The 15,590-nt window shown below is 72.2% G+C and carries 15 protein-coding genes, 1 tRNA gene and 2 pseudogenes; 9 read left to right on the top strand and 9 right to left on the bottom strand.

The genetic code is table 11. From position 1 onward, the window contains the following. Nucleotides 1–662: 662 nt before the first annotated feature. Nucleotides 663–1,007, bottom strand: a complete 345-nt coding sequence (locus ACIOFR_RS22645) for a hypothetical protein (protein ID WP_401000016.1) — start codon at nucleotides 1,005–1,007, stop codon at nucleotides 663–665. Between the two features lie 139 nt (nucleotides 1,008–1,146). On the opposite strand from ACIOFR_RS22645, the gene ACIOFR_RS22650 reads away from it, so the two are divergent. Both ACIOFR_RS22650 and ACIOFR_RS22655 read left to right on the top strand, forming a co-directional pair. Then, complete coding sequence (locus ACIOFR_RS22650) at nucleotides 1,147–1,518, top strand: hypothetical protein (RefSeq protein ID WP_401000018.1); 372 nt, start codon at nucleotides 1,147–1,149, stop codon at nucleotides 1,516–1,518. Nucleotides 1,519–1,620: 102 nt separating this feature from the next. Then, entirely contained in the window at nucleotides 1,621–2,961 is a 1,341-nt protein-coding gene (locus ACIOFR_RS22655) for a tetratricopeptide repeat protein (RefSeq protein WP_401000020.1), read from the top strand. A 52-nt stretch (nucleotides 2,962–3,013) separates the two neighbouring features. Here ACIOFR_RS22655 and ACIOFR_RS22660 read toward each other — a convergent pair whose 3' ends face one another. The 3 genes and pseudogenes from ACIOFR_RS22660 to ACIOFR_RS22670 all read right to left on the bottom strand — a co-directional run. Continuing rightward, a complete protein-coding gene (locus ACIOFR_RS22660; RefSeq protein WP_401000022.1) occupies nucleotides 3,014–3,433 on the bottom strand; it encodes a hypothetical protein in 420 nt (139 codons plus the stop codon). Between the two features lie 134 nt (nucleotides 3,434–3,567). Continuing rightward, nucleotides 3,568–4,071, bottom strand: coding sequence for a recombinase family protein (locus tag ACIOFR_RS22665; protein ID WP_401000024.1), 504 nt, complete (start codon nucleotides 4,069–4,071; stop codon nucleotides 3,568–3,570). 35 nt (nucleotides 4,072–4,106) lie between these two features. Continuing rightward, nucleotides 4,107–4,241, bottom strand: a pseudogene (locus ACIOFR_RS22670) (VOC family protein); the annotation flags it as partial. A 5-nt stretch (nucleotides 4,242–4,246) separates the two neighbouring features. Between ACIOFR_RS22670 and ACIOFR_RS22675 the strand changes: the two are divergent. The 3 genes and pseudogenes from ACIOFR_RS22675 to ACIOFR_RS22685 form a co-directional block, all read left to right on the top strand. Next, nucleotides 4,247–4,357: pseudogene (locus ACIOFR_RS22675) on the top strand (dehydrogenase); the annotation flags it as partial. A 278-nt stretch (nucleotides 4,358–4,635) separates the two neighbouring features. Then, complete coding sequence (locus ACIOFR_RS22680; RefSeq protein ID WP_401000026.1) at nucleotides 4,636–6,180, top strand: FMN-binding glutamate synthase family protein; 1,545 nt, start codon at nucleotides 4,636–4,638, stop codon at nucleotides 6,178–6,180. Nucleotides 6,181–6,294: 114 nt separating this feature from the next. Further along, nucleotides 6,295–6,627 carry a hypothetical protein gene (locus ACIOFR_RS22685; protein WP_401000028.1) on the top strand — a complete coding sequence of 111 codons (333 nt, stop codon included), beginning with the start codon at nucleotides 6,295–6,297 and terminating at the stop codon, nucleotides 6,625–6,627. 236 nt (nucleotides 6,628–6,863) lie between these two features. On the opposite strand, the gene ACIOFR_RS22690 is transcribed toward ACIOFR_RS22685, so the two are convergent. After that, nucleotides 6,864–7,907, bottom strand: a complete 1,044-nt coding sequence (locus ACIOFR_RS22690) for a saccharopine dehydrogenase family protein (RefSeq protein WP_401000030.1) — start codon at nucleotides 7,905–7,907, stop codon at nucleotides 6,864–6,866. A gap of 128 nt (nucleotides 7,908–8,035) precedes the next feature. Between ACIOFR_RS22690 and ACIOFR_RS22695 the strand changes: the two genes are divergently transcribed. Next, a complete protein-coding gene (locus ACIOFR_RS22695) occupies nucleotides 8,036–8,971 on the top strand; it encodes a helix-turn-helix domain-containing protein (RefSeq protein ID WP_401000032.1) in 936 nt (311 codons plus the stop codon). Nucleotides 8,972–9,286: 315 nt separating this feature from the next. Here ACIOFR_RS22695 and ACIOFR_RS22700 read toward each other — a convergent pair whose 3' ends face one another. After that, nucleotides 9,287–10,252, bottom strand: a complete 966-nt coding sequence (locus ACIOFR_RS22700) for a hypothetical protein (protein ID WP_401000034.1) — start codon at nucleotides 10,250–10,252, stop codon at nucleotides 9,287–9,289. 427 nt (nucleotides 10,253–10,679) lie between these two features. Here ACIOFR_RS22700 and merB point away from each other — a divergent pair, with 427 nt between their 5' ends. Next, nucleotides 10,680–11,414: an organomercurial lyase gene (merB, locus tag ACIOFR_RS22705; protein WP_401000036.1), complete on the top strand. Its 735-nt coding sequence runs from the start codon at nucleotides 10,680–10,682 to the stop codon at nucleotides 11,412–11,414. Between the two features lie 86 nt (nucleotides 11,415–11,500). On the opposite strand, the gene ACIOFR_RS22710 is transcribed toward merB, so the two are convergent. Beyond that, nucleotides 11,501–11,595 (bottom strand) — tRNA-Cys (locus tag ACIOFR_RS22710). A 276-nt stretch (nucleotides 11,596–11,871) separates the two neighbouring features. Between ACIOFR_RS22710 and ACIOFR_RS22715 the strand changes: the two genes are divergently transcribed. Beyond that, nucleotides 11,872–12,213, top strand: coding sequence for a hypothetical protein (locus ACIOFR_RS22715; protein WP_401000038.1), 342 nt, complete (start codon nucleotides 11,872–11,874; stop codon nucleotides 12,211–12,213). Nucleotides 12,214–12,266: 53 nt separating this feature from the next. Here the strand turns inward: ACIOFR_RS22715 and ACIOFR_RS22720 are convergent, their stop codons facing one another. Further along, nucleotides 12,267–13,295, bottom strand: coding sequence for an AraC family transcriptional regulator (locus tag ACIOFR_RS22720; protein ID WP_401000040.1), 1,029 nt, complete (start codon nucleotides 13,293–13,295; stop codon nucleotides 12,267–12,269). A gap of 248 nt (nucleotides 13,296–13,543) precedes the next feature. Here ACIOFR_RS22720 and ACIOFR_RS22725 point away from each other — a divergent pair, with 248 nt between their 5' ends. After that, nucleotides 13,544–14,323 carry a type 1 glutamine amidotransferase domain-containing protein gene (locus ACIOFR_RS22725; protein ID WP_401000042.1) on the top strand — a complete coding sequence of 260 codons (780 nt, stop codon included), beginning with the start codon at nucleotides 13,544–13,546 and terminating at the stop codon, nucleotides 14,321–14,323. Between the two features lie 319 nt (nucleotides 14,324–14,642). Here ACIOFR_RS22725 and ACIOFR_RS22730 read toward each other — a convergent pair whose 3' ends face one another. Next, the gene (locus ACIOFR_RS22730; RefSeq protein ID WP_401000044.1) at nucleotides 14,643–15,170 is read right to left on the bottom strand and encodes an NAD(P)H-binding protein; all 528 of its coding nucleotides are present in this window, start codon (nucleotides 15,168–15,170) and stop codon (nucleotides 14,643–14,645) included. Nucleotides 15,171–15,590: the final 420 nt, after the last annotated feature.

A 15,590-nucleotide genomic window follows, 5' to 3' on the forward strand; every position in this document is an offset into this window, starting at 1 on the left:
CAGTTGCACACGTGTCACGAAGTACGGTCTACCGGATCGGCCTTCATTGTGAGGACGAATCCCGCGGATTGATCACGACCCGATACCCGGCCTAGGCGCGGGCAGGGGCTCGGTGGCGTCCTTCCGCGTGTCTGCGGCGGCGCAGCGCACGGGACCACTGGCCAACGCGGTGGGCTCGCTGGCCGGCCGGGGTGCCGAGCTGGTGCCAGCGCTGGACCGCAGCGGGCCGTTGCCGGAGGGCAGCGAGGCACCAGCGGCAGGCCGACAGGGGCAGGTCCGTACCGTCCAGCTCGCCCCCGCCGAGTGGTGTCACGTCCCGCTCGGCGAGGCAGCCCCAGCACCGTCCCGGCGACCGGAGCAGCCCCGGGGGGATCTGTGGCAGCGTGCTGGGCTCCATTACGGTGCCGATCATGGCGGCCCCTCGCGGTACCCGGGGACGTGTCGCACGGTGATGCGGAGTCGGCGTCTTCGGTGCCATCGTTCTGCCATGGCAGCGCCGTACGGCACGCCGAGTAGCAGCAGCGGCAGCGCGACCCCGAACCACAACGCCTGTCGAACCCCTGTGGGCGCGGGGTTGATCACCAGGACAGCCCCGGATGCGACACCGACGGCCACCAGGACGACTCCGATCGTGGCGGCAGCCTCGGTCCGCCTCGGCAGGCTCACAGCGGTTCCACCGTCGGGACCATGACCATGGCCGCGTCGGCAACCAGGCGGAAGGACCGGTGGTCGTCGTGGTTCCACTCGTGCTTCCGCGCCCATTCCCGCATCTCGTCGGTGGTGGGTGCCGGGCCTGACTCGGCACCGCACACGGTGCCGTTCTCGGACTCGGACTTGCCCACCAGCACGTAGACAGCCGGGTCTACGTCGGGCCCGTCGTCCGGGCAGAGCCGCCAGTCACCGTAGCGGGTGGTCGTCTTGCTCTCGCCGATCCGCCGGGGTTGATAGTCCGAGTGCGCCGGGGTCCACAGTGCTGACCGTTCGGGCGCTTCGGGGGTCTCGCTCATCATCCAACTCTCTGACGCTGGTCGCCTCGGCGGGCGCCATGTCGAACCGAACTCGCTCGTTGACGGACGGCACCCGGACATGTCTCGGATCGGCCGACCATTCGTTCCCGCCAGCGAGCGGAGCGAGCTTCCACCTCCCGTGGCGTTCCCCCTGGTACGTGCCGACGCTGCCCGACTCGGTGTCCACCACCGGGTCACCGACCTTTGGGGTCACCAGGTGCAACACCGCACCCTCGGGCCTGCGCGCCTCGGCGGCGAGGGCATCGACACCGGCCCGGATGATCTCGGCGAGCTTGAAAGCCGTCACCGGCTCGACCATCCCGAGATCCACCCGTGCCACACCGGTTTGGGGGTCCGCCGGCTCGACTACAAGATCCGGGAGCGGGCACCCGGCTTCCTCGGTCGCCGCACGAAGGTCAGTGCGCGCGTCTTCCGCCTGTCTCTCTTGCTCCCGGGCGATGCGGGAGAGATGCGAGTCACCCACGGTGGTGGCCTCTCACGTTCCGGTTGACCTGTCTGGCTCTACGCAACCGCACCAACACGGAGAGCGGTAGGCTCGCGACGCTGGGGGGATATCAAACCCATCAAAGCCACAGCACGGGGAGATGGGGCAATGCCCGAGCGGCACCCGAACACTTCACTGGCAAGGCTGTTGAAAGAGGCTCAGTACACGCAGGGGGCCTTTGCACGGGCCGTCAACCTGGTGGGTACCGAGAGCGGAGCGCCGACCGGCTACCAGCAGCCGGCAGTGTCCAACTGGCTCGCCGGTACCGAGCCTCGGCCCGAGACACAGGCGGCCATCCTCGAAGCCTTGACCCGCCGCCTCCGTCGCCTGGTGACGCACTCCGAGGCCGGTTTCCCACCACCACTCGATCAGCCGACCGGTCCGACAGGTACGGTCGAAGCCCTGATCGAGTTGGGGAGGCAGGATATGGACCCCTCGCGGCGGAGCGTGCTCGGCGGCTCGCTGTTCGCGGTCGCGCTGACCATCCCGGGGTGGCAGGACGTTCTAGCCCGCGCCGAGTCGATCCAGCGCGGCCGGACCATCCGGATAGGGATGACCGAAGTCGCGAACGTCATTGCCATGACTGAGGAGTTGAGCAGCATTGACGACAGACACGGCGGTCGGGCTGCCCGCCCCATGGCGGCAAGCTACCTGGTCAACACCGTGGGTCCGTACCTCCGGGCTGAAGCGCCCGAGGCCGTTCGGCAGGCGATGATGTCGGCCGCCAGCGATCTGTGCTACCTCACTGGCTACATGGCAGTGGACGAAGGGCTGCACGGCCTCGCACAGCGCTACTACGTCAAGGCACTCGAACTCGCCGGGATCGCAGAAGATCATCTGACCTACTGCACCACCCTGCGGGGCATGAGCGTCCAAGCCGTCGACCTCGGGCACGGGAAGCGAGCTATGCAGCTTGCCGACGCTGCCGCGGCAGCCTCGCCCGCCGCAGGGCCTCGGATGAGAGCCTTCCTCGCAGGCCAGCAAGCCCACGCCGCCGCGCAGACCGGGAACGTTGCTGGCGCGCACCGGTTGATCAGCGAGGCGGAAAGGGCGATGGATCAGGCCGAGTCCGAGAGCAAGGCTTTCGGGTCGTACGACCCTTCGTCGCTCCACTACCACATCAGTCAAGTTCGTTATGAGCTAGGGGACTTGACGGGGGCCGTAGAGTCCCTGGAGCTGTCCGACAAGCTTCGCCACGGCGTCTACCGCCGGACCCGCGTTCGGTACGGATCGCTGCTGGCCGAGTGGCAACTACAGGCGGGAATGTTCGAACGCGCGTGGTCCACATGGCACGGGGTGCTTGATGACTACCCCCTTGTACAGTCGGGCCGCGCAGACGCCAAGATCCGGAACATGATGGGCCTGTTGACCAGCCACCCCACCAATTCCGACGCTCGCGATCTCTACGAACGCGCCCGCAGCCTGGCCCCTTCCCGGCTCGCCGCGTAGCCTCCCCGAAGCCCCGCCACCCTGCCGAGGGGGTGACGGGGCTTCGCCGCATCTACGCCGCGAGGGCGACCAACTCGGCAGCCAGGGCACGGGTGTGCCGAACCGTGGTCACCAAGGCGAGCCCGGCCGGGGTCGGCTGGTCCGCCATGCGGTCGACCAGATAGACGCCCCACCCGGGAGGTAGGTGCCGCTGAGAGGGGATCCGGCGGACGGACTTGCCGTAGCGCTCGGTGATTCCGGCTCTCACCAGGACGGACGCGAGTCGGAACATGATCCCGTACGCGTCGTCCTCGGTGTCCTCAGACACCATGAAGTGCCGGTGCGCGGTCATGCGGCCGTCCTCGTTGAGTCCCGCCGTGATGACGGAGACGGTCCTACCCTCCAGCAGCTCCCGAACGATGCGCTCGATGACCGCCACGGCGTCCGGATCGGGAACCAGCGTCCAGCCGAGCCCGCCGTGTTCCGCGGGCATCGGGGCGGGCATGTAGCCGCACGGCGGGCGGGAGCCGCGCCAGCGAAGCGGCATCCTGCGAATGCCATGGCGCCGGTCACGCGGTCCCTGATCGACTGCGCCTCGACCTGCGCGGCGAACGCCAGCATGAGCATTTACGGCTCTGCCATGGGGTCGATCGGGTTGCGGAAGTCGAAGACCAGACGGCCGCCGCCGATGCCCTCGGCGAGAACCAACATGCTTCGGTGCTCGCGAGCCCACCTGGCGAGATCGTGCATGTCCGCCATGGACCGGATGATCCGGTCGAACCGCCAGCAGACGACAGCGTCGAAGTTGTCCGGGTCCGTGAGCCACGTCCGAAGGGCGGGACGGTCGAACTGGGCGACCTTGGACGCGCTCACATCCAGGTCGACGGCCTTGCCCAGGGTATCGCCCTCGCCGAAGTCGATCCCAAGCGAGCCGGCCACCATGTCGCAGGCGTCGCGCTGCCGCTCGGGGCTGGTGGTCTCGTCCGTCAGGACGGACAGTCGAACTACTCGGACCCCTCGCAGCGGCTGGCTGAACACGGTGCCCTCTGTGCCGGGCAGGCTGTTGGGTTCCATCCCGTCGGTGGGGCGGGAGGGATTCCGGGTTTCGAGGGACAGGGTGGCGGTCGACACCGTGGACTACTCCAGAACAGGTGGTGCGGAGTGTTCGGGTCGGTCATGACCGTCCACGGCACGTCACCCTGTCCCACGTCGGCGAGCGTCGCACCGAGATCCTTCAGCCGCGCGACCAGCTCCGCCTGGTGGGCGGGCGAGGTGGTGGCCAGATCGAGGTGCACCCGGTGATCGGCTCATCCGTGGCACCGACGCGCTGCTGCCGTCGCTGCGCCGCTCCCGGTCGCCCCGGATCGTCACCGTGTCCAGCAGCGTCGGCTCGCTCACCCGTCAGGCCGGGCCCGGGGGTGGGTTCTTCGAGGACGCCTGCGACGTCCGCCGGTGACGCGGGCCGGTGACGCCCTGCGGGGTGCGCTGCCGGTGCGCTGCCGGTGCGGGATCGACCGCCGGCCCGCCCCGGGGCCGCCCCTGGTTCCATGCCCGAACGGACGGCCTCCTACTATCGTTGCGCATTCTCCGACGGACGCCGATGCCCACGCGGCCGGGTGCCCGCCGTCCAGTGCCCCACACGACACAACGGCTCCACCGCACGGTGATCGAGTCGTGCATCGAGGAGGAACGTTCATGCACGCCCGGAAGATCGGCGCGGCCGCCGCAACAGCGGTGGCGCTCCTGGCCGCCCGCGACCTCCTCCAGAAGAGGCACGCGCTGCTCCGCAACTTCCCGGTGGTCGGGCACGCCCGGTACCTGCTGGAGACGATCGGGCCGGAGCTGCGGCAGTACATCGTGACCTCCAACGACGAGGAACGCCCGTTCAGCCGTGACCAGCGCACGTGGATCTACTCGTCGGCGAAGGAGGAGAACAGCTACTTCGGGTTCGGCACCGACGTCGACGTCGAGCACGTGCAGGGGCACGCCTACCTGAAGCAGCGCACCTTCGCCGGTGCGCTGCCCGACGCCCACGACCCGCAGGCCCCCCTTCCCTCGGCCAAGGTGCTGGGCGGGCCGCGCGGGCGCGCCAAGGCCTTCCGGCCGGCGAGCGTGGTCAACATCTCCGCGATGAGCTTCGGATCGCTCTCCGGTGCGGCCATCACCGCGCTCAACAAGGGCGCGGCGCTCGCCGGCACGATGCACAACACCGGCGAGGGCGGACTGTCGCCGTACCACCGCAACGGCGGCGACCTCGTCCTCCAGCTCGGGACGGCGTACTTCGGATGCCGCAACGAGGACGGCAGTTTCAGCCTCGACAGGCTCAAGGACGTGGTCGCCGGCGCCCCGGTCAAGGCGATCGAGATCAAGCTCTCCCAGGGCGCCAAGCCGGGGCTGGGCGGGATGCTGCCGGGTGCGAAGGTGACGCCGGAGATCGCCGCGATCCGCGGCATCCCGGTGGGCAAGGACTGCGCCTCCCCGTCGCGGCACTCCGCGTTCGGCGACGTCGACTCGATGCTGGACTTCGTCGAGCTGCTCGCCACCGAGACCGGTGTGCCGGTCGGGATCAAGAGCGCGGTGGGCGAGATGGGCTTCTGGCAGGAGCTGGCCACCCAGATGGCGCGCGGCGACCGCGGTGTCGACTTCGTGACCGTCGACGGCGGCGAAGGCGGCACCGGGGCAGCGCCGCTGATCTTCACCGACTCGGTGTCACTGCCGTTCCGGATGGGCTTCTCCCGGGTCTACGGCACCTTCGCCGAGCTGGGGCTGACCGACGACCTGACCTTCATCGGCTCCGGCAAGCTCGGCCTGCCGGAGAACGCCGCGGTCGCCTTCGCCCTGGGCGCGGACATGGTCAACGTGGCGCGTGAGGCGATGCTGTCCATCGGGTGCATCCAGGCGCAGAAGTGCCACACCGACAAGTGCCCCACCGGCATCGCCACCCAGAACCCGTGGCTGGCCCGCGGCGTCGACCCGGCGTCCAAGTCCACCCGGGCGGCCGTCTACCTGCGGGCCCTGCGCAAGGAGCTGATCAAGGTCTCCGGTGCCCTCGGCGTGGCCCACCCGGCGCTCATCACGCCCGACGACATCGAGATCATGAACGGCGACTACGAGGCCCGCACCCTGGGCGGCGTCTACGGCTACAAGGACGGCTGGGGCCGACTCGGCCCGCACCTCGCCGACCGGATCACCGCGCTGCTCACCTCCGCACCGGACGGCACCGGGACGCCCGCCCTCTGACGCGGTGGCGGCGACGGGCCCCGGTACGCCCGTCGCCGCGGCGGGAACCGATCCCTACTGACCGGTAGTCATCTCCCCCGGTACACCGGCGCATCCGACGGCAGGGAGAACACCTTGACACCGCAGACAGACGCGCAGCGCGCACCGGGCGGCCGGCACCGGGGCCCCGGGTCCGGCCTCGCCGCCTGGCTGACCGCCGCCACCGTCCTGGGAGGTTCGCTGGTGCTGCTCGTCGCGCTGCTCGGGACGGACGGCGGCGACATCGGGACCACGTCCTACCGCGCGGGCTACCAGGCGGGCAAGCAGTCCGGGATGCAGGTCAGGAACACCGCCGAGGACGTCATGGCGGTGGGGCGAGCCTGCTCGAACCTGGCCGGAGAGTCCTTGCCGCAGGGGTGGTACGACGGCTGCTCGGATGCACTGGCCGGAAGTCCCGCCCAGAGGTGACACTGCCGCTCCCACGGCACGGGGCCCGCGCGACCGGATGCCCGCGCACACGACGGGCGCGCCCGGAGGTTCGAGACCCCGAACGCAGGAGTGATCCACGTGGCCCTGTTCACGGCTCTGGGCAGCGTTCAGGGCTTCGGGCAGCACCCGTGCAGGCGAGGGAATCGAGCGTGGAGGCCCACGCGGCCACTGCTCGTTGAGGGCACGCCGGTCGGCGGCCGGGCGGATGGCTCGGGTCAGGTGATCTGCTTCTGCGGGTGCAACTCGACTGTGATGTGCGGGGCGAGCGCGTGCAGGAAGTCGGAGGCGTCGAAGATCTCCCCGGCGGAGACGACGCCGACGGTCCTCGTGCGGCCGGTCAGGACGCGGTCGAGGGCCTCGGCGACGAGGGGCGCGGTGACGGCGTAGATGTCCTGGCCGCCGGCCGTGGCCCGGCGCTCGGTTCCGCCGGAGCGGACCACGACGTCGACGAGGAAGGTCTGGTTCGAGCGCCCGCTCTCGTCGGCGGCGGTCGGGACCGGTGTGTGAGGGGCAGCGACGTCTCGGGCCGCCTCGGCGCTCATGTAGGTGGTCACATCGGGGATGGAGAGATGCTGGGGGACGGTCACGACGTCCGCCATCGTGAACTCCCCGATCACCAGCCGGGGTCCCATCGGTTCCGGGAAGGTCCACTCCAGGGTGGGCGCGGCGTCGGTGCGGCGCTCCCACTGTCCGCCGCGGTAGCGCAGGCGGTGGTCGCCGCGTCGCTCGCGGGAGACCGCGCCGGAGCGCCGGGTGCCGGCCGTGGGGTGCCAGTTGCTGAGCGCGTAGGCGATGTGTGCCTCGTCGGCCTCGGTCCAGTCGCCCATCGCCGCGGTGGCCAGCAGGTCGCCGAGGCCGCCGAAGAAGGCCATGGCCGGGACGATCACCGCTCCCGCGTCCCGGGCCCGCTCGCCGTAGTGGGCGAATGTGTCGAGGTTGGCCTCGAGCTCGGCGGCCACGTCCAGGTAGGGGATCCTCGCGCGGAGCGCGGCCTCGATGACGGGGCCGGTGGTTGACGCGAAGGGGCCGGCGCAGTTGATGACCGCCGCCGTGCCCGCCAGGGCCCGGTCCAGCGAAGCCGGGTCCTCGACCGACGCCGCCCGGGCCTCCAGCCCGTGTTCGTGGGCCATCTCCTCCAAGGTCCGTGCGTTGCGCCCGGACAGCACCGGGACGAACCCGCGCGCGGCCAGCTCCGCGACCACGAACCGCCCGGTGTGACCGTAGGCGCCGAACACCGTCACCAGCTGGCCTGACCCCATGAGACTCTCCCGCTCTACTCGAACGCCCGCTGCGAGGTCGATCCGCTGCGGCCCGACACCCACATCCTGTCCCTCCGGCAGCACCCCGTACGAGCGTCGGAAACGACATGACGCGTACAGTTTCGGACATGGCTGCTGTTGCACTGGCCGTCACCGACGGCATGCTCCACTACGAACTGTCCGTGGCCGTCGAGGTCTTCGGAGCCGATCTGACCCACATCGTGGATCCCTGGTACGACTTCGCCCTCTGCGGGAGCGGGCCGGTGCACGTCGGCCGCTTCCGCCTGGACCCCGACCACGGGCTCGACCACCTCGTACACGCAGACACGGTGATCGTTCCCGGCTGGGCCGACACCGACCGCGACCCGCCCGCCGAGCTGGTCGAGGCGGTGCGTGCGGCCCACGCGGCCGGTGCCCGCGTGGCCTCCCTGTGCACGGGCGCCTTCATCCTGGGCGCGGCAGGACTGCTCGACGGGAGGCGCGCCACCACGCACTGGGCCCACACGCGGGAACTGGCCCGGCGCCACCCGGCGGCCACCGTCGATCCGGACGTCCTCTACGTCGACAACGGCGACGTCCTCACCTCCGCGGGCAAAGCCGCCGCCATGGACCTGTGCCTGCACCTGATCCGCCTCGACCACGGCTCCGCCAACGCCAACAAGATCGCCCGACGCCTGGTCGTCCCACCCCATCGCGACGGCGGCCAGGCCCAGTTCATCGCCACCCCCCTCCCCGCCCCGGGTAACCATCCCTTGGGCGAGCTCTTCCCCTGGGCGCTGGAGCGGCTGGACCAGCCGCTCACCGTCGAGGACCTGGCCCGCCAGGCCCGCATGAGCTCACGTCACCTCGGCCGCCACTTCAAGCACCTCACCGGCACCACGCCACTGCAATGGCTCCACACCCAGCGCATTCGCCACGCCCAGGAACTGCTGGAGACCACCGACGCCACCGTGGACACCATCGCCGCAGCCGCCGGCATGGGCACCGCCACCACCCTGCGCCGCCACTTCCACCGCAGCGTCGGCGTCCCACCCGACACCTACCGCCGCACCTTCCGTCCCTAGACGAGCGCCAAGCCCGCTCCCGCCGCAGCCGGAGTCCCACCAGCCAGCTTCCGCCCGCCAGTTCGAGCGCCGCACCGGCCGACATCCCGGCCGCGACCAGGGCGGCGGCGAGGGCGATGACGACGACGATCACGATCGCTTCGGCGCGTCCTGGCAGCCAGGACGGGGCCGGGCGCGGCCCGTCGGCGCCGGCGGCGGCGCAGCGCGCCGTGTTGGCGCATGGGCCCGCCCGGACGGCAGAGACCGCCCGGCCGCGAGGTTCGAGCGGTCTCTCTGCGTTCGGGTATCGGGGCGCCGGGCGCCCGGGCCGCCGTGTCAGCCGCCGTCGGCCGTCGCCGGAGCGTCCGCTGTTCCGTCCACCGCGCGGCGCCGGCGCAGTGCCAGTACCCCGCCCACCGTCGCGGCGGCGAGCAGCGCCGACGTGCCCAGCGCCCAGGGCAGTACGGGACTGCCGTGTGCGGCCGGCGTGGCGGCCAGCGGCACGGCGGTCGGCCCGTCCGGCGCCGTGGGTGCCACGCTCGGGGTGGCGTTCGCGCTCGGTGCCGGCGCCTCGGGCGCAGGGGACGACGGTGCCTCGGACGGTACGGGCGCCGGCGGGTCGGCAGCCGGTTGTGGCACCGGAGTGCCGGTCTGCGTCGTGCGCGGTACGGGTGTCGTGGGCGCCGTCGTCCGTGGCTCCGGCTTACGCGTCGTGGCGCCGCCGGGTGCCGGGGTCGGGGCCTGGGCGGGGCTGCCGCCGGTGAACTCGAAGCTCACGCCGCCCATCTTGGTGCCCGTCACCATCGAGCAGGGCCCCTCCGGGTAGAGGTACGCGCCGAGTTCGTACACCCCGTCCGGGCTGCCGGCGGGCATCGAGAGGGTCTCGTGCAGCACGTGGTCACCGCGGGTCAGTCCGCCGAACTCGACGCGGTTGGAGTTCCAGGTGCCGAGGTTGCCGGGCTGGAGGGCCGGCTTCCAGGTGAACGAGAAGCGGTGCGCGGGGCCACCGTCCACGCTCAGCTGCACCGAGGGCGCGGGCCCCGGTGTGTAGCCGCCCTGCTGCCGGGTGGGGACGACCGCCACCTCGAACGCCGTGGCACTCTGGTCGGGAGCGTCGAGGTGCAGGGTGTTGTCGGTCTCGCGGGAGCCGCCCATGCGGACCTTGGGGACCGCGCCGTACACCCCGTCGATCCGGTAGGTCCCGGACGTCATCGTCGTACAGACGTCCGCGTGGGCCACGCCGGCGCCGGTCACCTGGGACAGGGGTATCGCAAGGGCCAGGATCAGGCCGCGTCTCGTCATGGCCCCGCATCCTAGGGGTGCCGGGTCGGGCCGCAGCACACGGGTGTCCGGCAGACCGACCCGGCGGACCGGGCACAGGCCCTCACCACCGACGGCGGGCCCGCCGACGGCGTCTGGTCACGGGTGCGCCGGGCCGTCTCCCCCGCCGTTCCGCGGTACACCGTGGACTTCCTGGAGGCCCGTTCCCCGACGTCGAGAACCTGCACCCCGAGATCGCCGGGCTGGTCGGCCCGAAGGCGGCGCCGAGCCTCTGCTGTCCGCCGACCTGCCGGACCTCGGGGACGACGGCGACACACCCGGCCCCGAGCCACCCGTCGGCGATCGACCGTTCAGCAGGGGGTGTTCGGGCGCCGCCCGGTGCGGTTGTGGTCGATCCTGGTACGGGCGACCGGGCCAGGTCGCCCCCGCCGACGCAGGAGCGAGAAGGATGACCGGAAACCGCCCCGAGGCCTCGGACCCGCTGCCCGCGACGGAACGGGTACGCCTGGCCGTGTACCGCGGATTCGCACGGACCGGCCGCGCCCCGGGTGTGCCGGAACTCGCCGCGCTCAATGCCCTCACCCCGGACGGGGTACGCCGGGAGCTCCGCGCGCTGCACAGCAGCCATGACCTGGTGCTGGACCCGCGGGACGGCGATCGGATCGTGATGGCGCATCCGTTCGCGTCCGTGCCGCTCGGCTTCTCCGTCATGGGGGCCCGCACGCTGTGGTGGGGCGGCTGCGCCTGGGACTCGTTCGCCATGCCCCACCTCCTGCGGGACGAGACCGACGTCCTGGTCGCCACCCGCTGTCCGGCCTGCGACACCCCGCACGCCTGGGTGGTCGGCCGGCAGGCGCCTCCGCCCGGCGACCAGGTGGCGCACTTCCTCGTCCCCATGCACCGGGTCTGGGACGACGTGGTCCGCACCTGCGGCAACCAGCGCCTGTTCTGCTCCACCGACTGCGTCGGCGGCTGGCTGCGCCGCACCGGCCAGGAGCGCGGCTACGTGATGGACCTGGCCACCCTGTGGCACTTCGCCGCCGACTGGTACACCGGCCGCCTGGACGCGGGCTACACCCGCCGTGACCCCGCCGCGGCAGGCGCCTACTTCGCGCAGATCGGCCTGCACGGATCCTTCTGGGGGCTGCCCGACCGAGGGACCGGCACCGGCCGCCTCCCGTAGGGCGGCCCACCGAGCCGGGATCGGAGGCCTGCGGAACCCCGCCCCCGCGGGCCGGACCGCCGTGGGCAGCGGCCGGGCCGGTGCGGCGGAGAGGGCAGGATTCGAACCTGCGCGGGCCCTCGCGGACCCTGCTCGGCCGTTGCCGGCCAGGCACCCGATGAACCGCTCCGGGCACCTCTCCCAGTCCGGGAGCCCGCCTCCGGCGCTCCCTTGATGTGCCCTCAGCCTGCCGTACCGGCCTGACCGGACGCTGACCCGATCCTGACCCGGCCGCCTCGGCTCCCGCGGGCCCTCGGGGTCGAAGAGTCGGCCGCCCGCATCGATGACGGCCGTCGCGCCACGGCCTACCTTCTGTGCGGGCTCCTGCGGGAGCCGCCCGTCTCCGGTGGTCGGGCGGCGGCCGGCTCCCGGCAACGGTGCGGCACCGGGCCGCCGACACCGCCTCAGGAGGATGTGCATGGCCGTCACGGCGCGTGGGAAGGCCACCCGGCTCCGCTGCCGGCCGGGGGTCTGCGTCGTGGCCGTCGGCCTGTCGGGTGTCGGGGCGGTGCCCGCGCAGAGCACCGGGATCACCGGTTCCGCTGCGCTCTCCGTACCGGCCGGTGCCGCATCCGCAGCTCAGGACATCCAACTGGATTCCTGGATGGAGCAGTCGCAGGGAACGATCGGGGACCGGCCGCTCGACCGGGTCGCCATGCCAGGGCAGCCACGACGCCGGGACCGCGGGGATCACGGTGGGCAGCGGTGTCTGCGAGCCGGGCGACACCGCGAGCACGGCCAGGATCAACTGTTCGACTGAAGCACGGTCCACCGGCGCGTCGCCCGACCTGCGGGCGGCCCCCGCCTGCGGCGTCAGGAGGCCGGGGCCGCGCCTGTCGCGCCCGTGCGCCGGGTACGGCGGTACGCACCGGGGCTGACGCCCTGCCACCGGACGAAAGCGTGCCCCAGCGCCGCCGCCCCGCTCAGCCCCACCGCGCGGGCGACCCGGTCGGTGGTCAGGTCCGTGGTCTCCAGGAGGAGCCTGGCCCGGGTGTGCCGGGCCTCGTCCAGCAGCACCCGCCAGGAGGTGCCGTGTTCGCGCAGCACCCGCCGCAGCGCCCGCCCGCCCATCCGCGAGGTGGCCTGGGCGTCGGCGAACCCCACCCCCTCCAGCGGCACGCCGGCCAGCCACCGGCGCAGCCGCTGCGGGACGGCGTCCGGCCCGGTCAGGTCCGCCAGCAGCCGGTCCGCGTAGGCGCGTTGCAGCGACGCCAGGCCCTGGTCCACCACCGCCCGGCGCAGTTCCAGCTCGGCCGTCGACACGGTCAGCGCGTTGTCCGCCGCCCCGAACGCCACGGGACAGCCCAGCACACGCTCGTAGCCCAGCCGCTCGCTCCCGCACGGATGGGTGAAGGTGACCCCGGCGGGCGTCCAGGCCGGCCCGGCCAGCCAGCGCGCGGCGCTCACCATCCCCACCACCACGGCCTCCACCTGCTGCGGGCGCATGGCGCCGGGCGCGACGGTGGGTCGGTACACCACCCGCGACAGGGTCCTGCCGCGCACCAGCTCGATCTCGCCGGCCTCGCTCACCAGCCGGTGGTAGCGGACCGCGGCCTCGGCGGCCTCACCCAGCGTGGCGCAGCCGAGCACGACATGGCCCAGGACGTCCAGGGCCGCCGGTCGCAGGTCCGCCCCCACCCGCAGCCCGGCCGCGGGATCCCCCGACGCGCCGATCACCCGGTCCCACAGAGCGCGGACCTCCTCGAACGGCAGGCGTCGGTCCCCCGCTGCCAACAGGTCGGGGCCTGCGCCTCCCGCACCCGCGACCGCCGAGGCGTAGCCCAGCGAGACCGAGACGCCGGGGGCGGGAACGACGCCGGGGCCGGAGGTGGGGATGTCCATGACCGCCAGTCAAGACAGCCACCGCCACGCCGTCAACGCCTGCGAGCCGTGATCGCGAGCACCTGCGGTCAACAACCGGGCCGCGCGGATCAACGACACCGTGCCCGGGTGCCCAGTACGGTCGGTGCCACCCCTGCCCGCGGCCGGGCCGCCGCACCACCCGGACCTGGGCGGATCCCGTACCGGGAGTCCCGCCCGCGGTCCGCCGCAGGCCGCGCGCCCGCCGCGCCGTACCCCGGAGAACCCCTGTGATCCTCTTCCTGCTGCCCGAGGCCGACTACGATCCCACCGAGGCCGCGCTCCCCTGGGCGGCGCTGCACGACGCGGGGTTCGACGTCCGCTTCGCGACCCCCGACGGCCGTCCGGCGCACGCCGACCGGCGGCTCACCGAGCAGGGGTTCTCCTGGCTCTCGCCGTGGCTCATGACCCGCGGCGGTCCGCTGGCCGCCTACCGCCGGATGACCCGCGACCCGCACTTCGGCGCACCGCTGTCCTACGGCGACGTGGACCCCCGGGCGCTCACCGCCCTGTTCGTCCCGGGTGGCCACGCGCCCCGCGTCCGCAGTCTCCTCGACAGCCGCCCCGCCCAGCGGATCGCCGCCGACGCGATGAGCCGGGCGATCCCGGTCGGCGCGGTCTGCCACGGCGTCCTGCTGCTGGCCCGCGCCGTCGACCCGGGCACCGGCCGTTCCGTCCTGCACGGCCGGCGCACCACCGCGCTGACCTCACGGATGGAGCTGACGGCCTGGCAGCTGACCCGGCTGCGCCTCGGCAGCTACTACCGCACCTACCCCACCACCGTGCAGCGGGAGGTCACCGCGGCGCTCGCCGACCCCGCCGACTTCGCACCCGGGCCGGTCCTGCCGCTGCGCGACGGCCCCGGGCGGCTGCGCCGTGGCTTCACGGTGCAGGACGGCGCCTACCTCTCCGCCCGCTGGCCGGGCGACTGCCACCGCCTGGCCCAGCAGTACCTCGCCCTGGTCGCGGCCACCACGGGAGGCCCCGGGGCCGCCGGGCAGGACCGCTGAACCCGCAGCCGGCACGCCCCCATCGCACGTAGCCCGCAGAGGATCCGATGACCGACCATGCCCGCCGGGCCCTCGAACACCTCAGGGACCCGTCCAGGTTCCAGTGGTACGTCATACCGGTGCTCCTCCTGATCCTGTACGTGTACGCCGCCGAGGTCCAGCGGCGGGACTGGAGCTCCGTCCTGGCCGGGCTCGCACTGTGGGGCATGGCCCTGGTGGCGTGCCGGCTGCCCGCTGCTCATCTGGCTGCTCGGATACCTCCCGTTCCTCCTGGTCTGCTTCCGCGTTCACGACCTGCCCCGGCTGCGCACCAAGGCCGTCACCATCGCGGCCCTCCTCGCCCTCGACGCCACCGCACTGGCCGTGGGATGGTGCCGTGCTGCAGGACCATGGGCGGCTGGGCAGTGTAGTTCTCCAGGTACCAGCCGTTGCGCGGCACCACGCTGGGGATGCCGCGCTCGTGCAAGTACTCCTCGGTGACGCTATGGGTGACGGCGAGGATCGTGGTCGCCGTGTCGGCCTGCACCTTGCTCGTGTACGCCACCAGCGACACACCTACAGCCCTGGCGGCGCCCATGACACGCCGGTGGTTGGCGAAGCGCTCGTCCACGGGGATCGAGGCCGAGATCGGCAGCAGCCTGTCAGCTCCCGCAAGGGCGGCTGTCAGGCTGTCAGCGTCGGCGAAGTCGGCTCGGCGCGTGACGATACCGCGGTCGGCCAGGGCCGTGATCCCGGCGATGTCCCGACCGGTCGCGATGATGTCGTCAGCGGGTGTGCCTGCGTCGAGCAGGCTTTCCACGACAAGCCGCCCGAGCCGTCCAGTCGCTCCGGTGACGAGAATTGACATGTCCTATGACCCCATTTTCAGTGGCATGGCCGTTCCAAAGGACCCAGCCGTTGCCCCGGGAGTCCCGCGTTGCGGGCCTGCGAGCCACGCTAGAACCTGACACTGGTGTCAGGGGCAAGTCGGGCGACAAGGTTCACGTGGACGGGACGATGCCACCCCAGCAGCACGATCTTGGACTGTTGCCCTGTGTCGACTCGCCGAGTCTCGAATACTCCCAGGCTGCGGTGGAGCGGATGGCTCAGGAACGCGAGAAGCTCTCGTCCCACATCACAGACCTCATCAACACTCGCGACGCGCTGGACGCGGCCATGGCCCGCGCCCTGGCCGGACGGCCGTAGGAACAGCGACTCAGAGATCGCTGATCTCGGCCAGTTCGCGCCGCAGTTCCGCGTCCCGCTGGAGGTCCACTTCGCCGGCGCC

Source organism: Kitasatospora sp. NPDC088346 (assembly GCF_044740765.1).
GTDB lineage: Bacteria > Actinomycetota > Actinomycetes > Streptomycetales > Streptomycetaceae > Kitasatospora.

Excerpts from the sequence above, each read along its gene's own strand:
- ACIOFR_RS22695 (WP_401000032.1), top strand. The coding sequence starts at position 8,036 with ATGGCTGCTGTTGCACTGGCCGTCACCGACGGCATGCTCCACTACGAA.
- ACIOFR_RS22655 (WP_401000020.1), top strand. The coding sequence starts at position 1,621 with ATGCCCGAGCGGCACCCGAACACTTCACTGGCAAGGCTGTTGAAAGAG.
- ACIOFR_RS22680 (WP_401000026.1), top strand. The coding sequence starts at position 4,636 with ATGCACGCCCGGAAGATCGGCGCGGCCGCCGCAACAGCGGTGGCGCTC.
- ACIOFR_RS22700 (WP_401000034.1), bottom strand. The coding sequence starts at position 10,252 with ATGACGAGACGCGGCCTGATCCTGGCCCTTGCGATACCCCTGTCCCAG.
- merB (WP_401000036.1), top strand. The coding sequence starts at position 10,680 with ATGACCGGAAACCGCCCCGAGGCCTCGGACCCGCTGCCCGCGACGGAA.
- ACIOFR_RS22730 (WP_401000044.1), bottom strand. The coding sequence starts at position 15,170 with ATGTCAATTCTCGTCACCGGAGCGACTGGACGGCTCGGGCGGCTTGTC.
- ACIOFR_RS22715 (WP_401000038.1), top strand. The coding sequence starts at position 11,872 with ATGGCCGTCACGGCGCGTGGGAAGGCCACCCGGCTCCGCTGCCGGCCG.
- ACIOFR_RS22645 (WP_401000016.1), bottom strand. The coding sequence starts at position 1,007 with ATGAGCGAGACCCCCGAAGCGCCCGAACGGTCAGCACTGTGGACCCCG.
- ACIOFR_RS22690 (WP_401000030.1), bottom strand. The coding sequence starts at position 7,907 with ATGGGGTCAGGCCAGCTGGTGACGGTGTTCGGCGCCTACGGTCACACC.
- ACIOFR_RS22720 (WP_401000040.1), bottom strand. The coding sequence starts at position 13,295 with ATGGACATCCCCACCTCCGGCCCCGGCGTCGTTCCCGCCCCCGGCGTC.
- ACIOFR_RS22660 (WP_401000022.1), bottom strand. The coding sequence starts at position 3,433 with ATGCCCGCGGAACACGGCGGGCTCGGCTGGACGCTGGTTCCCGATCCG.